At 69.2% G+C, this 17322-nt stretch carries 20 protein-coding genes and 1 tRNA gene; 10 read left to right on the plus strand and 11 right to left on the minus strand.

The features are described 5' to 3' along the window. Positions 1-57 precede the first annotated feature (57 nt). Complete coding sequence (gene tpiA / locus B7L05_RS12675) at positions 58-792, plus strand: triose-phosphate isomerase (RefSeq protein ID WP_085810646.1); 735 nt, start codon at positions 58-60, stop codon at positions 790-792. 126 nt (positions 793-918) lie between these two features. Here tpiA and B7L05_RS12680 read toward each other — a convergent pair. Then, positions 919-1005 (minus strand) — tRNA-Leu (locus B7L05_RS12680). Positions 1006-1126: 121 nt separating this feature from the next. After that, positions 1127-1936 (minus strand): MJ0042-type zinc finger domain-containing protein, encoded by an 810-nt coding sequence (locus tag B7L05_RS12685; protein ID WP_085810647.1) that lies wholly within the window; start codon positions 1934-1936, stop codon positions 1127-1129. A 155-nt stretch (positions 1937-2091) separates the two neighbouring features. Between B7L05_RS12685 and ftsE the strand changes: the two genes are divergently transcribed. Genes ftsE through B7L05_RS12705 form a run of 4 tightly spaced genes read left to right on the plus strand, consistent with a single transcriptional unit; the run spans position 2092 to position 4929 of the window. Beyond that, positions 2092-2796, plus strand: coding sequence for a cell division ATP-binding protein FtsE (gene ftsE / locus B7L05_RS12690; RefSeq protein ID WP_085810648.1), 705 nt, complete (start codon positions 2092-2094; stop codon positions 2794-2796). Next, positions 2793-3686 (plus strand): ABC transporter permease, encoded by an 894-nt coding sequence (locus tag B7L05_RS12695; protein ID WP_085810649.1) that lies wholly within the window; start codon positions 2793-2795, stop codon positions 3684-3686. Before ftsE ends, B7L05_RS12695 begins: the two co-directional genes overlap by 4 nt. Further along, on the plus strand, positions 3683-4219 hold the full coding sequence (locus B7L05_RS12700) for a YdcF family protein (protein WP_085810650.1): 537 nt from the start codon (positions 3683-3685) through the stop codon (positions 4217-4219). The genes B7L05_RS12695 and B7L05_RS12700 overlap by 4 nt, the downstream gene beginning before the upstream one ends. Beyond that, a complete protein-coding gene (locus tag B7L05_RS12705) occupies positions 4216-4929 on the plus strand; it encodes a 1-acyl-sn-glycerol-3-phosphate acyltransferase (protein ID WP_085810651.1) in 714 nt (237 codons plus the stop codon). Before B7L05_RS12700 ends, B7L05_RS12705 begins: the two co-directional genes overlap by 4 nt. Here B7L05_RS12705 and B7L05_RS12710 read toward each other — a convergent pair. Beyond that, the gene (locus tag B7L05_RS12710) at positions 4926-5831 is read right to left on the minus strand and encodes a prephenate/arogenate dehydrogenase family protein (protein ID WP_085810736.1); all 906 of its coding nucleotides are present in this window, start codon (positions 5829-5831) and stop codon (positions 4926-4928) included. The genes B7L05_RS12705 and B7L05_RS12710 overlap by 4 nt on opposite strands. A gap of 106 nt (positions 5832-5937) precedes the next feature. Further along, complete coding sequence (hisC, locus tag B7L05_RS12715) at positions 5938-7035, minus strand: histidinol-phosphate transaminase (RefSeq protein ID WP_085810652.1); 1098 nt, start codon at positions 7033-7035, stop codon at positions 5938-5940. Positions 7036-7131: 96 nt separating this feature from the next. Between hisC and B7L05_RS12720 the strand changes: the two genes are divergently transcribed. Genes B7L05_RS12720 through B7L05_RS12735 form a run of 4 tightly spaced genes read left to right on the plus strand, consistent with a single transcriptional unit; the run spans position 7132 to position 9706 of the window. Continuing rightward, positions 7132-8250 (plus strand): homoserine O-acetyltransferase, encoded by a 1119-nt coding sequence (locus B7L05_RS12720; protein WP_085810653.1) that lies wholly within the window; start codon positions 7132-7134, stop codon positions 8248-8250. Continuing rightward, positions 8250-8696 carry a GNAT family N-acetyltransferase gene (locus tag B7L05_RS12725; protein ID WP_085810654.1) on the plus strand — a complete coding sequence of 149 codons (447 nt, stop codon included), beginning with the start codon at positions 8250-8252 and terminating at the stop codon, positions 8694-8696. The genes B7L05_RS12720 and B7L05_RS12725 overlap by 1 nt, the downstream gene beginning before the upstream one ends. Continuing rightward, complete coding sequence (gene metW, locus B7L05_RS12730; RefSeq protein WP_085810655.1) at positions 8693-9295, plus strand: methionine biosynthesis protein MetW; 603 nt, start codon at positions 8693-8695, stop codon at positions 9293-9295. The genes B7L05_RS12725 and metW overlap by 4 nt, the downstream gene beginning before the upstream one ends. An 18-nt stretch (positions 9296-9313) precedes the next feature. Next, the gene (locus B7L05_RS12735; protein ID WP_179187210.1) at positions 9314-9706 is read left to right on the plus strand and encodes a response regulator; all 393 of its coding nucleotides are present in this window, start codon (positions 9314-9316) and stop codon (positions 9704-9706) included. Here the strand turns inward: B7L05_RS12735 and B7L05_RS12740 are convergent. The 6 genes from B7L05_RS12740 to B7L05_RS12765 form a co-directional block, all read right to left on the minus strand. Beyond that, positions 9684-11174 carry a sensor histidine kinase gene (locus B7L05_RS12740; RefSeq protein ID WP_085810737.1) on the minus strand — a complete coding sequence of 497 codons (1491 nt, stop codon included), beginning with the start codon at positions 11172-11174 and terminating at the stop codon, positions 9684-9686. The two genes, B7L05_RS12735 and B7L05_RS12740, sit on opposite strands and share 23 nt — an antisense overlap. A gap of 83 nt (positions 11175-11257) precedes the next feature. After that, positions 11258-11803: a single-stranded DNA-binding protein gene (gene ssb / locus B7L05_RS12745; RefSeq protein ID WP_085810657.1), complete on the minus strand. Its 546-nt coding sequence runs from the start codon at positions 11801-11803 to the stop codon at positions 11258-11260. A 27-nt stretch (positions 11804-11830) separates the two neighbouring features. Continuing rightward, on the minus strand, positions 11831-13684 hold the full coding sequence (locus tag B7L05_RS12750; protein WP_179187211.1) for a ferrous iron transporter B: 1854 nt from the start codon (positions 13682-13684) through the stop codon (positions 11831-11833). A 1-nt stretch (position 13685) separates the two neighbouring features. Then, positions 13686-13937 carry a FeoA family protein gene (locus tag B7L05_RS12755; RefSeq protein WP_256926722.1) on the minus strand — a complete coding sequence of 84 codons (252 nt, stop codon included), beginning with the start codon at positions 13935-13937 and terminating at the stop codon, positions 13686-13688. Positions 13938-14011: 74 nt separating this feature from the next. Next, positions 14012-14707 carry a COQ9 family protein gene (locus B7L05_RS12760; protein WP_085810658.1) on the minus strand — a complete coding sequence of 232 codons (696 nt, stop codon included), beginning with the start codon at positions 14705-14707 and terminating at the stop codon, positions 14012-14014. 41 nt (positions 14708-14748) lie between these two features. Then, positions 14749-15663, minus strand: coding sequence for a DMT family transporter (locus B7L05_RS12765; RefSeq protein WP_085810659.1), 915 nt, complete (start codon positions 15661-15663; stop codon positions 14749-14751). Between the two features lie 63 nt (positions 15664-15726). Here B7L05_RS12765 and B7L05_RS12770 point away from each other — a divergent pair, with 63 nt between their 5' ends. Then, entirely contained in the window at positions 15727-16806 is a 1080-nt protein-coding gene (locus B7L05_RS12770) for an alkene reductase (protein WP_085810660.1), read from the plus strand. 54 nt (positions 16807-16860) lie between these two features. Here B7L05_RS12770 and B7L05_RS12775 read toward each other — a convergent pair whose 3' ends face one another. Then, on the minus strand, positions 16861-17316 hold the full coding sequence (locus B7L05_RS12775; RefSeq protein ID WP_085810740.1) for a GNAT family N-acetyltransferase: 456 nt from the start codon (positions 17314-17316) through the stop codon (positions 16861-16863). Positions 17317-17322 lie beyond the last annotated feature (6 nt).

A 17322-nucleotide genomic window follows, 5' to 3' on the forward strand; every position in this document is an offset into this window, starting at 1 on the left:
TTTAGGGGGCCCTCTTCGTTACCGCAACGGCCGCAACCCAATGACGAGGGAGGAACCATGCGGCGCAAGTTCGTGGCCGGGAACTGGAAGATGAACGGCAGTTTGGCGGCGCTGGCCGAGCTCGACGCGATCGGCGCGGCGGTCGATCCGCGCGTCGATGTGGCGGTGGCGGTGCCCGCGACGCTGATCCAGCCCGCGTCGGCGCGCGCCGGCTTTCCGATCGGCGCGCAGGACGTGCACGGCGCGGCGAGCGGCGCGCATACCGGCTGCGTATCGGTGGCGATGATCAAGGAAGCCGGCGCCGCCTTTTCGATCGTCGGCCATTCGGAGCGGCGCCAGGCGCAGGGCGAGACCGACGCCGACGTAAAGGCGAAGGCCGAGGCGCTGCACGCCGGCGGCCTAGACGCGATCCTGTGCGTCGGCGAGACGCTGGACCAACGCGAGGCGGGCGAGGCGGAAAAGGTGGTCGCGGCGCAGATCCGCGCCTCGTTGCCCAAGGATGCGGACGGCGGCTGGCTGGTGATCGCCTACGAGCCGATTTGGGCGATCGGCACCGGCAAGGTCGCGACGGTCGGCGACGTCGAGGCGATGCATGCCGCGATCCGCGCGACGCTGGTCGACGTGCTCGGCGATGAAACCGGATCGGGCATCCGGCTGCTCTACGGCGGATCCGTCACGGCGGAGAATGCCGCCGCGCTGCTCCACGCCGCCGAGGTCGATGGCGCGCTCGTTGGCGGAGCGAGCCTAACCGCGGCGAAGTTCGTGCCGATCATTACTGCCGCGATCGGCTGATCCAGCCTGTCGTTACCGATCGCGTTCGGATCGTCCGGACGCGATCGAACCGTGCATGAAAAACCTGCGCCCTGAACGGGCGTTTCACTCCAGCGATATCGGAAAAACCTGTCCGCAGGACAGGAGTGGTGCGGTCGAGAAGACTCGAACTTCCACGGCCTTTCGGCCACAACGACCTCAACGTTGCGCGTCTACCAGTTCCGCCACGACCGCACGTGATGTCCGCCGGGCTGGCCCGGTGGCTGGCAGGAGCGCGCCACTAGCAAGCGTTTGGGGGGCTGGCAATGCCCGTGTCGCGGCGGCGCGAAAAGATTCGCGGCGCCGGTCCGCGTCGTCAGTTGTCGTCCTCGCCAACGAAGCTGAGCTCGAGCCGCTTCGAGCTTGCCGGCACGTCGAGCTTGGCGGAATTGAAGTCGATCGCGCTCTTCGGCGACAGGCTGCGCTGCTGCGGGATGATCGTCCAGCTGAACACGATACGGCCCTGCGCGTCGCGCAGATCGGCGCGGATGTCTGGCACGCGCTGCCGCTCGGTCGAGGGGTTGAGCACCTTGCCGCTGACCGCGAACAATTCGCTGCCGTTGTTGATCTCGCGTCGCTCGATCGGATTGTCGATCAGCCGCAGTGGTGATTCCTCCGGGCCGAACGCGAGGCCGAGCTGCGAGGCGAGCCCCGGCGCGCTGGTCCACAGGATCGCGGCGACCGCGACAAGCATCAGCAGCGCGGCGACGACGGCGGCGATCGTCCAGCGGCGCACCGGATTGATCCGCGGCCGGAACGGCGCGCGCGGCGCGAGCAGATCGTCGTCCGTCGCCGGCGCGGGGGCGGCGATTGGATCGATCCGCGGCTGCGGCGTAGGGATTGGCACGATCGGCGGCGCGGCGGCCGGGCTCGGGAACGGCGCGAACGATGCCGGTGCCGCTGCCGTTGTGGCGGCAGCGGGAGGTGCAGGTGCCGAGAGCGACGTATCCGCCCCGGTGTCCGCGGCGGCGTCGGCCTGCGCGGCGACGCTCTGCGCGGCGCGCGCGTCAGGGGTCTGGAACCAGCTGTGGCGGCAATTGGCGCAGCGCACGGTGCGCCCCTCGGCCCCGATCGACGCGTCGGGCACCAGATAGCGGGTGCGGCATTCGGGGCATTCGAGGATCATTGCGCGAGGCTGCCGACGGCTGGAGCTGGAATTGCGACCATCGCGAATCTAAACACGCCCCTTGCGTTCCATGCAAGCGGTGGTTGAAGCAGCGGGCGTCGTCGTGCGATGGCATCGGGCGGGGTAACATTGGGCAAGGGCAGCGGCGCCGGATAATGGCGAACATCGTGCAGTTCGATAACGTGGGGCTGCGCTATGGCACCGGGGCCGAGACGCTGACGGACTTGAGCTTCTCGCTCGCCGCGGGGTCCTTCTACTTCCTCACCGGGGCGAGCGGCGCGGGCAAGACGTCCTTGCTGCGGCTGCTGTACCTCGCGCAGCGGCCGAGCCGCGGCGTGATCCGGCTGTTCGGCGAGGACGCGGTGATGATGCCGCGCAGCCGGCTGCCGGGGTTCCGCCGCCGCATCGGCGTCGTCTTCCAGGACTTCCGGCTGGTGCCCCACCTGTCGGCGGCGGACAATATCGCGCTGCCGCTGCGCATCGCGGGCATGCCCGAGGCGGAAATCGCCGAGCCGGTGGGCGAGATGCTCGCCTGGGTCGGGCTTGCCGATCGCGCCGATGCGCGGCCCGCGACGCTGTCGGGCGGCGAGCAGCAGCGCGTCGCGATCGCGCGCGCGGTGATCGCGCGGCCCGAGATGCTCGTCGCCGACGAGCCGACCGGCAACGTCGATCCAGAAATGGCGGAGCGGCTGCTGCTGCTGTTCGATTCGCTCAACCGGCTGGGCACCACGGTGGTCGTCGCGACGCACGACCTGCACCTGATGAACCGCATCCCGAGCGCGCAGATGATGCGGCTCGACAAGGGGCGGCTGCTCGATCCGACGGGGATGCTGCGCCACCCGCCGGCGCGCGCGCAATGAGGCGGGGGGATAAGACGGCGGAGCGGACGCGCCGCGTGCTCGACGAGGCGCGCGGGGTGCGCGCGATGACGTGGGTCATCGCGATCATGCTGTTCCTGACGATTCTAGGCGCCGCGCTCGGCATCGCGACGCGCAACGCCGCGGGCACGCTGGAGACGCAGCTCGTCGGTCGCGCGACGGTGCAGATCGTCGTCGCCGATCCCGCGCGCCGCGATGCACAGGCGCGCCGTGCGCTCGCCGTGCTCGATGGCGCTCCCGACGTGCGCCGCGCGACCGCGGTGAGCCGCGCGGCGCTGACCGCGCTGCTGCGCCCGTGGCTCGGCAGCGACGGCGCCGATCCCGAGCTGCCGGTGCCGGCGATGATCGACGTCGAGCTCGCCAGCGGCGACCCGGCGGCGATCGAGCGCGTGCGCGCGGCGCTGCGATCCGCCGCGCCCGACGCGCGCGTCGACGCGCATGAGGCGTGGATGACGCCGGTGGTCGGCTTCCTCGATCTGGTCACGCTGATCGCGCTGCTGCTGGTCGCGCTGATGGCGGCGGCGACGGGCGCGGTCGTCGTGCTGGCGGCGCGCGCCGGGCTCGACGCGCACCGACCGACGATCGAGGTGATGCACATGCTGGGATCGACCGACGTTCAGGTCGCGCGGCTGTTCCAGCGCCGCATCGCGCGCGACGCGGTGATCGGCAGCGCGATCGGCACCGTCACTGCGCTCGCGCTCGTCGCGCTGATCGGCAACCGTGCCGACGCGCTCGGCTCCGAGCTGCTCGGCGGCGCGACGCTCGGCACCGGCGGGTGGATGACGCTGGCGCTGCTGCCGTTCGGCTTCGTCGTCCTCGCTGCCGTCGCGGCGCGCTTCGCGATCACCCGTGCGCTGGGGCGCGTGCTGTGATCGTGCGGCTGTTCGCGCTCGTAGCGATCGCCTGGGCCCTGGGGTTCGCGGTGTTCATGCTGACACTGGCCGAGCCCGCCGACGATATGCGTGCGACGGACGCGATCGTCGTGCCGACCGGGGGCGCGGGGCGGATCGGGCGCGGGCTGGCGCTGATCGAGGCGGGACGCGCCCGCCGCATGCTGGTCAGCGGTGTCGCGCCGGGGCTGCGCAAGATCGATCTCGTCGTGGCGAACGGCCACGCGCCGGCGATCGAATGCTGCGTCGATCTTGGTCGCGAGGCGGTCGACACCCGATCCAACGCAGAGGAGACCGCGCGCTGGGTGCGCGAGCATCGCTACCGCTCGGTGCGTCTCGTCACGTCGAACTGGCACATGGCGCGGGCGCGGATGGAATTGGGCGTGGCGCTCGACGACGATGTCGTGATCGTGCGCGACGGCGTGCCCGCAGAGCAACGGCTGGGCCAGCTCGTCAACGAATACAACAAGCTGCTGCTGCGCCGCGCGGCGCTTTGGAGTGGGGTGGGACGATGATCGCGTGGTTGCGGATGCTGCTGTACCGCTGCGTCTTTTACGCCGGATCGGTGCCGATCGTCGTCGGCATCGCCTTTGTCGCGCCGTTCGGACAGCGCGCGGTGATCCGCCACGCGCATCTGTGGGCCAAGCTCAACCGTTGGTGCACGCGCGTCATCCTGGGCATCACGACGCAGATCGAAGGGGAAGTGCCGCCCGGCCAGTATCTGTTCGTGTCGAAACACCAGTCGATGTTCGAAACGACCGAGCTGCAGCTGATGCTCGGCGGCCCGGCAATGGTGCTGAAGCGCGAGCTGCGTCGCATCCCGATGTGGGGCTGGGCGACCGAGCTCTACGGATCGATGTCGGTCGACCGCGATGCATCGGCCAAGGCACTGCGGCGGCTGATGAGCGAGGGCGCGGCGCTGCGCGCACAGGGCCGGTCGGTGGTCGTCTATCCCGAAGGGACGCGCGTGCCGCCGGGCGAGACGCCGCCGCTGCGATCGGGCTTCGCCGGCCTGTACAAGGCGGTTGGCCTGCCGGTGATACCGATCGCGCTCGACAGCGGGCGGGTGCTGCCAAAAAAGGGCGTTGCGCGGCCCGGCGTCGTCACCTTTCACTTCGGCGAGCCGATCCCTGCCGGGCTGCCGCGGCGCGAGGCGGAGCAGCGCGTCTGGGCGGCGATCAACGCGCTTGAACCCGACCGCCCGGAGACGATGCCGGCCGCCTAATGCTTGCGGCCGAAGTCCGCCGCCGCATCGTCCTGCCCCTGGTCGACGATCGAGCGGCGGATCGTGCGCGTACGACTGAAGAGATCGAACAGCGTGTCGCCATCGTCCCAGCGGATCGCGCGCTGGAGATGCGACAGATCCTCGCTGAAGCGCTGCAGCATCTCGAGCACCGCCTCTTTGTTGGCGAGGAAGACGTCGCGCCACATCGTCGGGTCGGACGCGGCGATACGAGTGAAATCGCGAAAGCCGCCGGCGGAGAACTTGATCACCTCGGACTGCGTCACTTCGGCGAGATCGTTGGCGGTGCCGACGATCGTATAGGCGATGAGGTGCGGCAGATGGCTCGTCACCGCCAGCACGCGATCATGGTGCTCGGGCGCCATCGTCTCGACCTGGCTGCCGAGGCGCCGCCAGAATTCGGCGACGCGCTCGGTCGCGGCGGGATCGCCGCCGTCGAGCGGGGTGACGATGCACCAGCGGCCGTGGAACAGCGAGGCGAACCCCGCCTCGGGGCCGCTGCGCTCGGTGCCGGCGACGGGATGCGCGGGAACGATCGTGCGGCCCGGCAGCGCGGCGGATAGCGCGCGGGCGACCTCCGCCTTGCAGCTGCCGACATCGCTGATCACGGCGTCGGTGGGCAGATCGGCCGCCATGTCGGCGGCGACCCCGCCCATCGCGCCGACCGGGACGCACAGGATCACCAGATCGGCGTCGGTCACCGCGGCACCGATCGTATCGGTGATGTCGTCGACGATACCGAGCGCGTCGGCGCGCGCGCGCACCCCGGCGTCGGCGTCATGCCCCGTCAGGCGCACCGTCGGCATCTGCTCGCGCACCGCGCGTGCGACCGAGGAGCCGATCAGGCCGAGCCCGACGATCGTGACGCGGGAAAAGGGGAGCACATCTACCTCCGTTCGCTCCGCGCCTGCCAGCGGGCCGTTACTGTCCGCCGCGCGTGTCGCGGACCGGCGGCGCTTCGGCAAGCCCGACCGCGCGCCCCGGCCGCGATCACGCGGCGCCGGTCAGCGCCCGCAGCGCGGCAACGACGCCGCGCGTCTCGTCCTCGGTGCCGATCGTGATGCGCAGCCCGTGCGGCAGACCCTGGCCCGGCAGCCAGCGGACAATATAGCCGGCGTCCATCAGCCCCTTGTACGCGGCCTCGGCGGTGAGCTCGCCCTCGAACAGGACGAGGACGAAATTGGCCTGGCTCGGCACCGCGCGCAGCCCGGCGTTGCCCAGCTTGCCGATCTCGTCGGCGAACCACGTGCGCCAGCGCGCATTGTGCGCTGCGGTGTGCGCGACGAACTCGGTGTCGCCGAGCGCGGCGACCGCAGCGGCGGTGCCGGCGATGGTGATCGAGAAGGGCAGGCGGATGCGGTGCATCGCCTCGATGATCGTCGGCGCGCCATAGCCCCAGCCGATCCGCTCAGCGGCGAGCCCGTACATCTTGGAAAAGGTGCGCGTGACGAGGACGTTGGGCGCGCTCTGCGCCAACGCCATGCCGCCGTCGTCGTCGCTGCCCTCGATATATTCGGCATAGGCGTGATCGAGAACGAGCAGGATGTTGTCGCGCAGGGCGGCGTGCAGCCGCTCGATCTCGGCACGCGGCACGTAGGTGCCTGTCGGATTGTTCGGATTGGCGACGAAGATCACGCGCGTCCGCTCGGTCACCGCGGCGAGGATCGCGTCGACGTCGGTCGCGTAATCCTTGTCGGGGGCGATTACGGGGGTGGCGCCGACGCGACGCGCGGCGATCGGATAGACCGCGAAGCCGTAATTGACGTACATTATCTCGTCGCCCGGCCCGGCGAACGCGCCGGCGGCGAGGTGGAGCACCTCGTCCGATCCATTGCCGTAGATGATCCGCGCCGGATCGAGCCCGTGTTTGGCGGCGAGCGCATCGCGCAGCTCGGTCGCGCTCGCGTCGGGATAGCGCTCGAGGTTGGCCGCGGCGGTAGCAAAGGCTTCGCGCGCCTTGGGGCTGGTGCCGAGCGGGTTCTCGTTCGACGATAGCTTGGCGACCTTGCGCCCGTCGTCGGTCGTCGAGCGGCCGGGGATGTACGGGGCGATCGCCATGATCCACGGCTTGGGGGTAGGGCCAGTCATGGCGCGGGCGTGTAGCGGCGGGGGCGGAGGGGGGCAACGCTTGGCACCAGCGACAGGTCGCTTCCCCCGCCACCTGCACTTTGCTAGCGGCGCGCGATGCTCGGCGACGACCAGCGCTTCGGCTTCCAGCGCCACGTGATCCTGCCCGGCCCGCTGCCGCTCGACGGCGGGGGGCAGCTCGCGCCGGTTGAGATCGCGTACGAGACCTACGGCACGCTCGCACCCGATGCCGGCAACGCGGTGCTGATCTGCCACGCGCTGACGATGGACCAGCATGTCGCGGGCGCCAATCCGCGCACCGGCAAGCCGGGCTGGTGGACGCAGATGGTGGGGCCGGGGCGCCCCGTCGATACCGACCGCTTCTTCGTCATCTGCGCCAACGTGCTCGGCAGCTGCATGGGATCGTCGGGCCCGGCGACGATCAACCCCGCGACGGGCGCGCCGTTCGCGATGGCTTTTCCCGTCATCACGATCCGGGACATGGTGCGCGCGCAGGCGCTGCTGCTCGATCACCTCGGCATCTCGCGGCTTAAGGCGGTGATCGGCGGATCGATGGGGGGCATGCAGGCGCTCAGCTGGCCCGCGACCTTCCCTGATCGCGTCGAGGCGGTGGTGGTAATCGCCTCCGCGCCGCGTCACTCCGCGCAGAACATCGCGTTTCACGAGGTCGGTCGCCAGGCGGTGATGGCCGATCCCAACTGGCGCCGCGGCGACTATTACGGGCGCGAGGGACCGGCGGCTGGCCTCGCCGTCGCGCGGATGGCGGCGCACATCACCTATCTGTCCGAGGCGGGCCTTACCGAGAAGTTCGGCCGCCGGCTGCAAGCACGCGACGCCAAGAGCTTCGGCTTCGACGCCGATTTTCAGGTCGAAAGCTACCTGCGGTACCAGGGAATCGCCTTCGTCGATCGCTTCGACGCCAACAGCTATCTCTATATCACGCGCGCGATGGATTACTTCGACCTGGCGGAGGAACATGGCGGGCTGCTCGCCAACGCCTTCCGCCACACCTGCGCACGCTTCGCGCTGATCAGCTTCGATACTGACTGGCTGTATCCGACGCGCGAATCGCGCAGCATCGTCCAGGCGCTCAACGCGGCGGGCGCGCCCGTCAGCTTCGTCGAACTGTCGAGCCCGTACGGCCATGACGCCTTTCTGCTCGATTCGCCCGAAATGAACCGCGTGGTCGCGGGCTTTCTGGGGACGGGGCAGTGATGTGCGACGATGCCATCGAGCTCAACGACGATCATGCGCGGCTCGACGTTGCGCGCGTGCATGGCTGGCTCGCGTCGAGCTACTGGTCGCCCGGGATCGAACGCGGCGTGGTCGAGCGGGCGATCGCCGGGTCGCACTGTCTCGGCGCCTACCACCGCGATCACGGCCAGATCGGCTTTGCGCGGATGATCACCGATCACGCGACCTTCGCCTGGCTCGCCGACGTATGGGTGGACGCGGCGGTCCGTGGGCAAGGGCTCGGTCGGCGCATGGTCAGGTGGTTCCTCGATCACCCGGACTTTGCCGGCATCCGCCGGATCGGGCTGACCACCGCGGACGCGCACGGCGTCTATGCCGCGCTCGGCTTCACCCCGCTGCTGCGGCCCGAACGCTATATGGAGCGGCTCGACCCTGCGTTCCTCGCCATGCTGAAGGCTGCGTCGTGAGCCTGCGCGCCGATCTCGCGATCATCGCCAACCATGTCGCACGGGGTGCGCGCGTGCTCGACATCGGCTGCGGCGACGGCGCGCTGATGGCGGCGCTGCGCGACGGCAAGCAGGCCGACGCGCGCGGGCTGGAGATCGATCCGCGCAACGTCGCCGCCGCGGTTGGGCGCGGGCTCAGCGTGATCCAGGGCGACGCCGACGTCGATCTCGCCGGCTACCCCGACGCGAGCTTCGATTATGCGATCCTCAGCCAGACGCTGCAGACCTGCCGCGCGCCCGACGCGGTGCTCGGCGAGCTGCTGCGGATCGGGCGGCGCGCCTTCGTCAGCTTTCCCAATTTCGCGCATTGGCGCGTGCGCCTGTCACTTTTGTGCGGCGGGCGCATGCCGGTGACGCGGCTGTTGCCGGAGCGCTGGTACGATACGCCCAACATCCACCATCTGACGATCGACGACTTTCGCGCGCACCTCAAAGACCGCGGCATCACCGTCGAAGGAACGTGGTTCCTGTCGCGTGGTACGGAAACCACATCGGCGGCGGCAAACTTCCTCGCCGAGCATGCGATCTTCCTGCTGCGGGGAACCGATCCAGATCAATAGTGTTGGCTTGCGAACATCATGGCGAAAACTGCACTCATCATTGAAGACGAGATCTTCGTTGCGCTCGATCTGGAGCGGATCCTGCTCGACGCTGGCTATAGCGTCGCGGGGATCGCGGCAGATAGCGAGCAGGCGCTGGCGGCGGCCCCCGGCTGCGAGATCGCATTCGTCGACATCAACCTGCGCGATGGCGCGACCGGGCCCGAGATCGCGCAGCGCATCGCGCGCGACTATGGCGTGAAGGTGGTGTTTGTCACCGCCAATCCCGCGCAGATCGGGGTGCCGTCCGACGCGCTCGGCTACGTGCGCAAGCCGTTTAGCGACAGGGCGATCCTCGCCGCCGCGGCGCTCGCCAGCGGCGCCGAAGAGGCCGCCAACGACGAGGTTATCAGACTAGACGCGCTCGGCTGAGCGAAGCGATCGGCGTTTCGATCGTAAGATGTAGCCCCTCGGGGCGCCAGTCGCGCGACACGGTGCCGCCGAGCTGCCGCACTGCGCTAAGCTCGATCAATTGCGTGCCGAACCCGCCCTTCTCGTCGTCGGGCGTGACTATCGGCCCGCCCTGCTCGCGCCACGTGATCCGTGCCACGTCGCCCTGCCGCGCGATGTCGACCGCCACCCGCCCATCGGCGTTCGACAACGCGCCATACTTGCTCGCGTTGGTCGCCAGCTCGTGGAACAGCAAGGCGAGCGGCGTCGCGGCACGATCGTCGATGCCGAGATCGACGCCCGATATCGTCACCCGCTCGCCTGGACTCGCCTCATAGGGCGCGAACAACTGCTCCAGCAGCCCACAAAGACTGTCCTGTTGCGCCGAGGGGCGCGAATTGGGGCTGTGCGGGCGAACGAAATCATGCGCCCGACCAAGCGCGGCAATGCGCTGGCGCAGATCGCCCGCCAGCGGCGCGATTTCCGGCCGAGTACGAGCGGCAAGCTGGATTAGCCCGCCCATCACCGCGAAGATATTCTTGATCCGGTGCGACAGTTCCTGGCTGATAATCTCACGCTCATCCAGCGCGAGCTTCTGCTCATGGATGTCGGTGCAGGTGCCGAACCAGCGCTGGATCGTGCCGGCATCGTCGCGGATCGGCAGCGCGCGGCCGAGCACCCAGCGATAGGTGCCGTCGAAATGCCGCAGCCGATATTCGATCTGATACGGCTCGCCGGTTGCGAGACACTGGCGCCAGACTTGCCAGGCGCGCGCCTGATCGTCGGGATGGAACATGTCGTTCCACCCTTCGCCGTCAGTCGTCCCCGCCGGCGCACCGGTAAATTCGTACCAGCGCGCATTGTAATAGTCGTGATAGCCGTCAGGTAGCGTCGACCACACCATTTGCGGCATCGTGTCGGCGAGCGTTCGGAAGCGCGTCTCGCTGTCGACCAGCGCTGCCTGCGTCTGTTCAACCCGCGCGTTCTGCTCGCGCCGTTCGCGCGCGACACGGCGCGCATCTAGCCGCGCCATCGCGGCGGCGGCGAGGATCGTCATGCCGCGCGTCTGGAACGGCGTCAGCCCGGCACGCGGCTGATCGTCGATCACGCAGATCGCGCCTAGCGGTACGCCTTCACGCGTGACGAGCGGCGCGCCGGCGTAGAAGCGGATATGGGGCGCGCCGGTGACGAGCGGATTATCGGCGAAACGCGCGTCGCGCGTCGCGTCGGGCACTTCCATCACCTGTAGCCCGTGCATCGCGTGCGCGCAGAACGATTGCGAGCGCGGCGTCTGCGCGAGGTCGGTACCGACGCGGGCGAGGAACGTCTGGAATTTCTCCTCGACGAGGCTGACGAGCGCGATCCGTGCGCCGCACAATTCGGCGGCGAACGCGGCGAGATCGTCGAGCACGCCTTCCGCGCGTGCGCCGGCAAGATCGTGCAGCGCCATCACGCGCGCGCGATCGGCCTCGTCGAGCAAAGGCAGGTCGTGGGACGTAACGGCTCCTGAAACGGTCGGGGCGGAGGGATGCGTCAGAACGGCACGTCGTCGTCGAGATCGTCGGCAAAGCCGCCGCGCGACTGGCCGAACCCGCCGCCGCCGCTCTTGTTACCGGCGCCGCCACTGCCGCCGCGACCGCCCGAATAGCCGCCGCCACCGCCGCCGCCGAAATCGTCGCTGCCGCCGAAGTCGTCGCGGCCGCCACCGCCGCCGCCGCTATTGCCGCCCGGGCCGTCGAGCATCGTCAGCACGCTGTTGAAGCCCTGCAGCACGATCTCGGTCGAATATTTATCCTGCCCGTTCTGGTCCTGCCATTTGCGCGTCTGCAGCTGGCCCTCGATGTAGACCTTGGAGCCCTTGCGCAGGAACCGCTCGGCGACGTTGGCGAGCCCTTCGTTGAAGATCGCCACCGAGTGCCACTCGGTCTTTTCCTTGCGCTCGCCCGAATTGCGGTCCTTCCAGCTCTCGCTCGTCGCGATGCGCAGGTTCACCACCTTGCCGCCGTTCTGGAAGCTGCGGCTCTCCGGATCGCGGCCGAGATTGCCGACGAGGATGACCTTGTTGACGCTGCCCGCCATGGTTCGTTCGTGTCCTAACCTTGAAAGCTAGAGGCCCAGCGCGACGGCGAGCCAATAAGTGATTCCGGCCATGATGTAGGCGGCGGCGAACAGATAGCCAACCATGAACAATGGCCACTTCCAGCCATTGGTCTCGCGCCGGGTGACGGCGATCGTCGAGATGCACTGCGGGGCGAAGACGAACCACATCAGGAAGGCGAGTGCGGTCGGCAGCGACCAGCGGTGGCGCAGATTGTCGACGATCGTGCGCTCGCCCGCCGCGTCGTCGGGATTGTCGACCGCGTAGACGGTGCCGATCGCCGCCACCGCCACTTCGCGCGCGGCCATCGCCGGGATTAGCGCCAGCGCGATGTCGCGGTTGAAGCCGATCGGCGCGACCACCGTCTCGATCCCGCCGGCAATCCGCCCGCCGATCGAATGATCGACCTGGCTCTGCCCGTTGGGCGCCTGCGGAAAGCTCAACAGCGCCCACAGGATGACGGTGGTGAGCGCGATGATCGTGCCCGCGCGCTTCAGGAAGATCCACGCGCGCGTCCATAGCCCGATCGCGATGTCGCCCAGCCGTGGCATCTGATATTTGGGCATCTCCATCATGAAGCCCGACGAATCGCCGCGCGTCACCGTGCGCCGAAGCACCAGCGCGGCGACGAACGCACCGACGATCCCAGCGAGATAAAGCCCGAGCAGGACGAGGCCTTGCAGCCCGACGCCGGGCAGCACGCGCGCATTGGGAATGAACGCGCCGATGATGATCGTGTAGACGGGCAGCCGCGCCGAGCAGGTCATCAGCGGCGCGATCAGGATCGTCGTCAGCCGGTCCTTCTCGTCGCTGATCGTGCGCGTCGCCATGATCCCGGGCACCGCGCAGGCGAAGCTCGACAATAGCGGGATGAAGGCGCGGCCCGATAGGCCGACACCCGCCATCAATCGATCCATCAGGAATGCCGCGCGCACCATATAGCCCGACGCCTCGAGCACGAGGATGAAGGTGAACAGGATCAGGATCTGCGGCAGGAAGACGACCACCGCACCGACACCGGCGATGATCCCGTCGGTAAGCATCGAGCGCAGCAGCGAATCGGGCAGCGCACTGCGCGCGACATCGTCGAGCGCCGCGAAGCCGCCCTCAATCCAGCCGATCGGCGCTTCGGACCAGCTGAACACCGCCTGGAACATGACGAACATCAGCGCGACGAGCACGACCGGCCCGACGAACGGGTGCAGCGCGACCTTGTCGAGCACGTGGTTCCAGCGCCGCATCGGCGTTTCCGATACGGTCGCCGCGGCGGAGATCGCGCGGGCGCGGCGCTGGAGCACCGCGATCGGTTGCTCCGCCGCGTCGCTGCCGCGCGCGACGCGGGCGTGGCTCTCGACCGCCTCGGTTAGTGCGGCGCGCAGCGTGTCGAGCCCGCGGCGGCGCACCGCGACGGTCGGGACGACGGGCACGCCGAGTTCGCGCGCCAGCGCCTCAGGCGACAGGACGAGCCCGTCGCGCTCGGCGAGATCGACCATGTTGAGCGCAACGACGACGGGCAGATCGAGCGCGATCAGCTGCAGCGCGAAGCGAAGGTGCAAATCGAGGTTGGCGGCATCGACGACGATCACCAGCGCGTCGGGTCGCCGCTCGCCCGCCTGGCGGCCGAGCAGCACATCGCGCGTCACCCGTTCGTCGGGCGAGGAGGGATCGAGGCTGTAGGTGCCGGGCAGATCGACCAGCTCGATCGGGCGGCCGTCGTCGAGCGCGAGCCGCCCCGAGTGCCGCTCCACCGTAACGCCGGGATAGTTGCCGACCTTCTGCCGCGCGCCGGTCAGCGCGTTGAACAGCGCCGACTTGCCGGCATTGGGATTGCCGACCAGTGCCACGAGCGGAAGCACACTCATCTCAGTCGGTCGTCACCGTGATCGCGGCGGCGACGTTGCGGCGCAGCGCCACCGTCATTCGGCCGATGCGGCACGCGACCGGCCCGCGGAACAGCGTTGCGCGATGTAGAATTTCGACGCGGACGCCCTCGTCGAACCCGAATTCGCGCAGTCGCCGCGCCTCGGGCGCCGCCATCCGCTCCCACGCGATCATCGTCACCGTCGCGGGACGGCCGAGCGGCAGGGCTTCGAGCGGCAGGGGAGCAGGGGCCAACACGCCCCCGACATACAGATGCTGCGAACGATTATCAATTGCTGACGGCAACAATGCCGTCGCGGGTCGCGCGATCAGCCCACCGGGTAGCGCAGCCGACCGACGAAGCGGCTAAGGCTGGGACGATGGCGGGTGCGCTGGACGAACCCCGCCTTGGCCTTTTCGAACCATATAATCCCCTCGATCCGCCGCGCGAGGAAGCCGCGCGTGTCACGATAATCCTCGCTGTCGTCGTCGAGGAACACCGTTACCGTCGCGCCGTACACCGTCAGCAGCATCGCGCGCTTGGTATAGTGATTGTAGTCGGTCGCGGTATCGCCCGCCGCGCGCCACATCACGTCGACGCTGCGCCAGCCGAGCCGCGCGGCGGTGGCGACGTTCTGCGGCAGCGCGAGGATCGCGAGCGCGCGGCGCAGCGCCTCGCGATGCGGCGCGACGATCTCCAGCCGGCGCTCGACCAGCGCGGTGATGCGTGCGCGGATCTTCATCGCGGCTAGATCACCGGGGGCGAAGGACGCAATCATCGCCGCGTCGATGCTGGCGAACCACGCGTCGATCATCGCCGCCGCGCTGCCGTCGAACGCGAGCGCGGCGACATCGCGATCGACGCCCGCCTGCTCCGCCGCCATGTCGCGCGCCGCATCGCCCCAGCCGTCGAACGCGGCATTCTCGGCGATCAACGGCGCCAGCGCGGCGCGCACCTCGTCAAGGGTCATGTCCTGCGGGTCGGCGCCCGCGCCTGCGGCAGTGTAGGTCACGGTATTAATCATGGCACGTTCCTTAGCGTTTTTCCCCAACGCCGCGCCACCGGTTACGATGCAGCGGCGAGGCGCCGTTCGGGCGCGATCCGCACCAGCACCAGCGCGATCGCCACCAGCACGGCGCCGACGAGATCGGCCGCGCCGAGTCGCTCGTCATAGGCGAGCCAGCCGACGATCGCCGCGACGACCGGCTGGGTGAGCAGCGCGAGGCCGATGACGAGCGGCGGCAGCCGGCCGAGCGCGTAGATCATCAGTCCCTGGCCGATCACCTGGCTGAGCAGCGCGAGCGCGACGAGTGGCGTCCAGTCGCCCGGCAGCACGCGCTCGCCCAGCGCTATCGCCGCCACCAGCAGCGGCACGACCGCCGCGGCCGACGACAGGCCAAGCGCGGGCAGCGGCGCCATCGTCGCCCGCGCGCGCGCCATCAGGATGAAATAGCCGGCGTAGAGGATACCGGCGAGCAGGCAGAGCAGGTCGCCGATGAAATTCTGCGGATCGAGCTGGTACGATCGCCCCATCAGCAGCGCCGCGCCGACGGCGGCGAGCGCGAGCGTGAGGCCCTGCATCCGCGTCGGCCAGGCGCGCGCGACGAGGAAGCCGTAGAGCGGGAAGACGAAGGTCGCCGCATTGCCAAACAGCGTCGCGTTGGCGAGCTTGGTATGGTGGATGCCGACGTGCCAGCTGGCGAGATCGCCGGCAAACAGCACGCCCGAACCGACCAGCACCCAGCCGAGCCCGCGCGCGCTGCGGAGCGGTCGTCCGCCCGTGAGCGCGGCGAGAAGAAGGAGCAGCGGCGTCGCCAGCGCGATCCGCCAGAAGCCGGTGGCGACGGGGCCGACATCAGTCAGCCGCACGAACCACGGACCGAAGGCGAGTGCGAGGTTGCCGGCGAGCAGCGCGGCGAACGCCAGCGCGCCGCCGCTTTGCCGCGCCGTAGCTTTTCTTGCGTAGCTTCCCTCGTGCATGGCGCCCCGTAACCGCCTAGATCGGCGAAGTCCCGTAGCAATGCGAAACGGAAAGGGAATTGAATGCCAAGCCTCTTCGATCCGATCGAACTGGGCGCGATCCGCGCGTCGAACCGCGTCCTGATGGCGCCGCTGACGCGCACCCGCGCGACCGACGCGCACGTGCCTACCGAGATGATGGTTGAATATTATCGCCAGCGCGCCGGCGCCGGGCTGATCATTTCTGAGGCGACCGGGATCAGCCCGCAGGGGCTCGGCTGGCCCAACGCGCCGGGGCTGTGGAGCGACGCGCAGGTCGAGGCGTGGAAGCCGGTGACCGAGGCGGTGCACGAGGCCGGCGGCAAGATCATCGCGCAATTGTGGCACCAGGGCCGGCTCGCTCGCCCCGACGTCAACAAGCTGCAGCCGCTGTCCGCCTCCGCGACGCGTGCGCCGTACCACAATCCCGACAAGAACCCCTATGGCGAGGCGCGCGCCGCGACGCTGGCTGAGATCAAGGAAGCGGTGGAGCAATATGCCGAGGCCACGCGCAACGCGCTCGAGGCCGGGTTCGACGGGGTGCAGGTGCACGGTGCCAATGGCTATCTGGTCGACCAGTTCCTGCGCGACAACACCAACCTGCGCGATGACGATTACGGCGGCTCGCCCGAGAACCGCATCCGCTTCATGAAGGAAGTGGTGTCGGCGGTGATCGCGGTGGCAGGCGGCGAGCGCACGTCGATCCGGCTGTCGCCCAACGGCGAGACGCAGGGTGCCGACGACAGCAATCCCGAAGCGGTGTTCGTGCCCGCGGCGAAGGCGCTCGACGAACTCGGCATCGCCTTCCTCGAGCTGCGCGAGCAGAGCCCCGACGGCACGTTCGGCGCGAGCAGCGTGCCCAAGCTGAGCCCGCAGATCCGTAAGGCATTCAGCCGCCCGCTGGTGCTGAACCAGGATTACACGCTCGAGCAGGCCCAGGCCGATCTCGATTCGGGGCTGGCCGACGCGATCGCCTTCGGCCGCGCGTTCATCGGCAATCCCGACCTCGTCGAGCGGCTGCGCACCGGTGCGCCGCTGGCGAAGGACAATCCCAAGACGTGGTATTCGTCGGGCCCCGAGGGCTATATCGATTACCCGCCTTATCAGGCGCAGGCGGCGGCCTGACGATGACGGCCGGCGGCGTTCCCGTTTCGTCGATGGGGGCGCCGCCGTCGCCGGCTACAGCTGCCGCGTCATGAAGCGGTTGTGCGGGCTTTCCGGGTAGCCGCCAAACGGCGGTCCATCGACGAAGCCGCTCGCCTCGTAGAGCCGGTTGGCCGCGGCGAACATCGCCGCGGTCCCAGTTTCCAGGCTGATCCGCGTGCAGCCGCGCGTCCGCGCGAGCGCAATCAGGTGGTCGAGGATCAGGCGCGCGACGCCGCGGCGCAGATGCGCGGGCGCGGTGCGCATCGACTTCACTTCCGCGTGATCGGGGGCGAGCTGCCGTAACGCACCGAAGCCGAGCAGCGCGTCGCCTTCCCATACCGACCAGAAGCTGATGTCGGGTGCCCGCAACGCCTCCGGGCCGAGCGCGTGCGCATTGTCCTGCGGCGTAGAGGCGCGCGCTTCGGCAAGATGATGGCGGATCAGCGCGTCGACGCGCGGATCGTCGAGCCCGCCCTCGCGCAGTTCCATCGCACG

This window comes from Sphingomonas sp. TZW2008 (genome assembly GCF_002117915.1).
Classification (GTDB): domain Bacteria; phylum Pseudomonadota; class Alphaproteobacteria; order Sphingomonadales; family Sphingomonadaceae; genus Sphingomonas.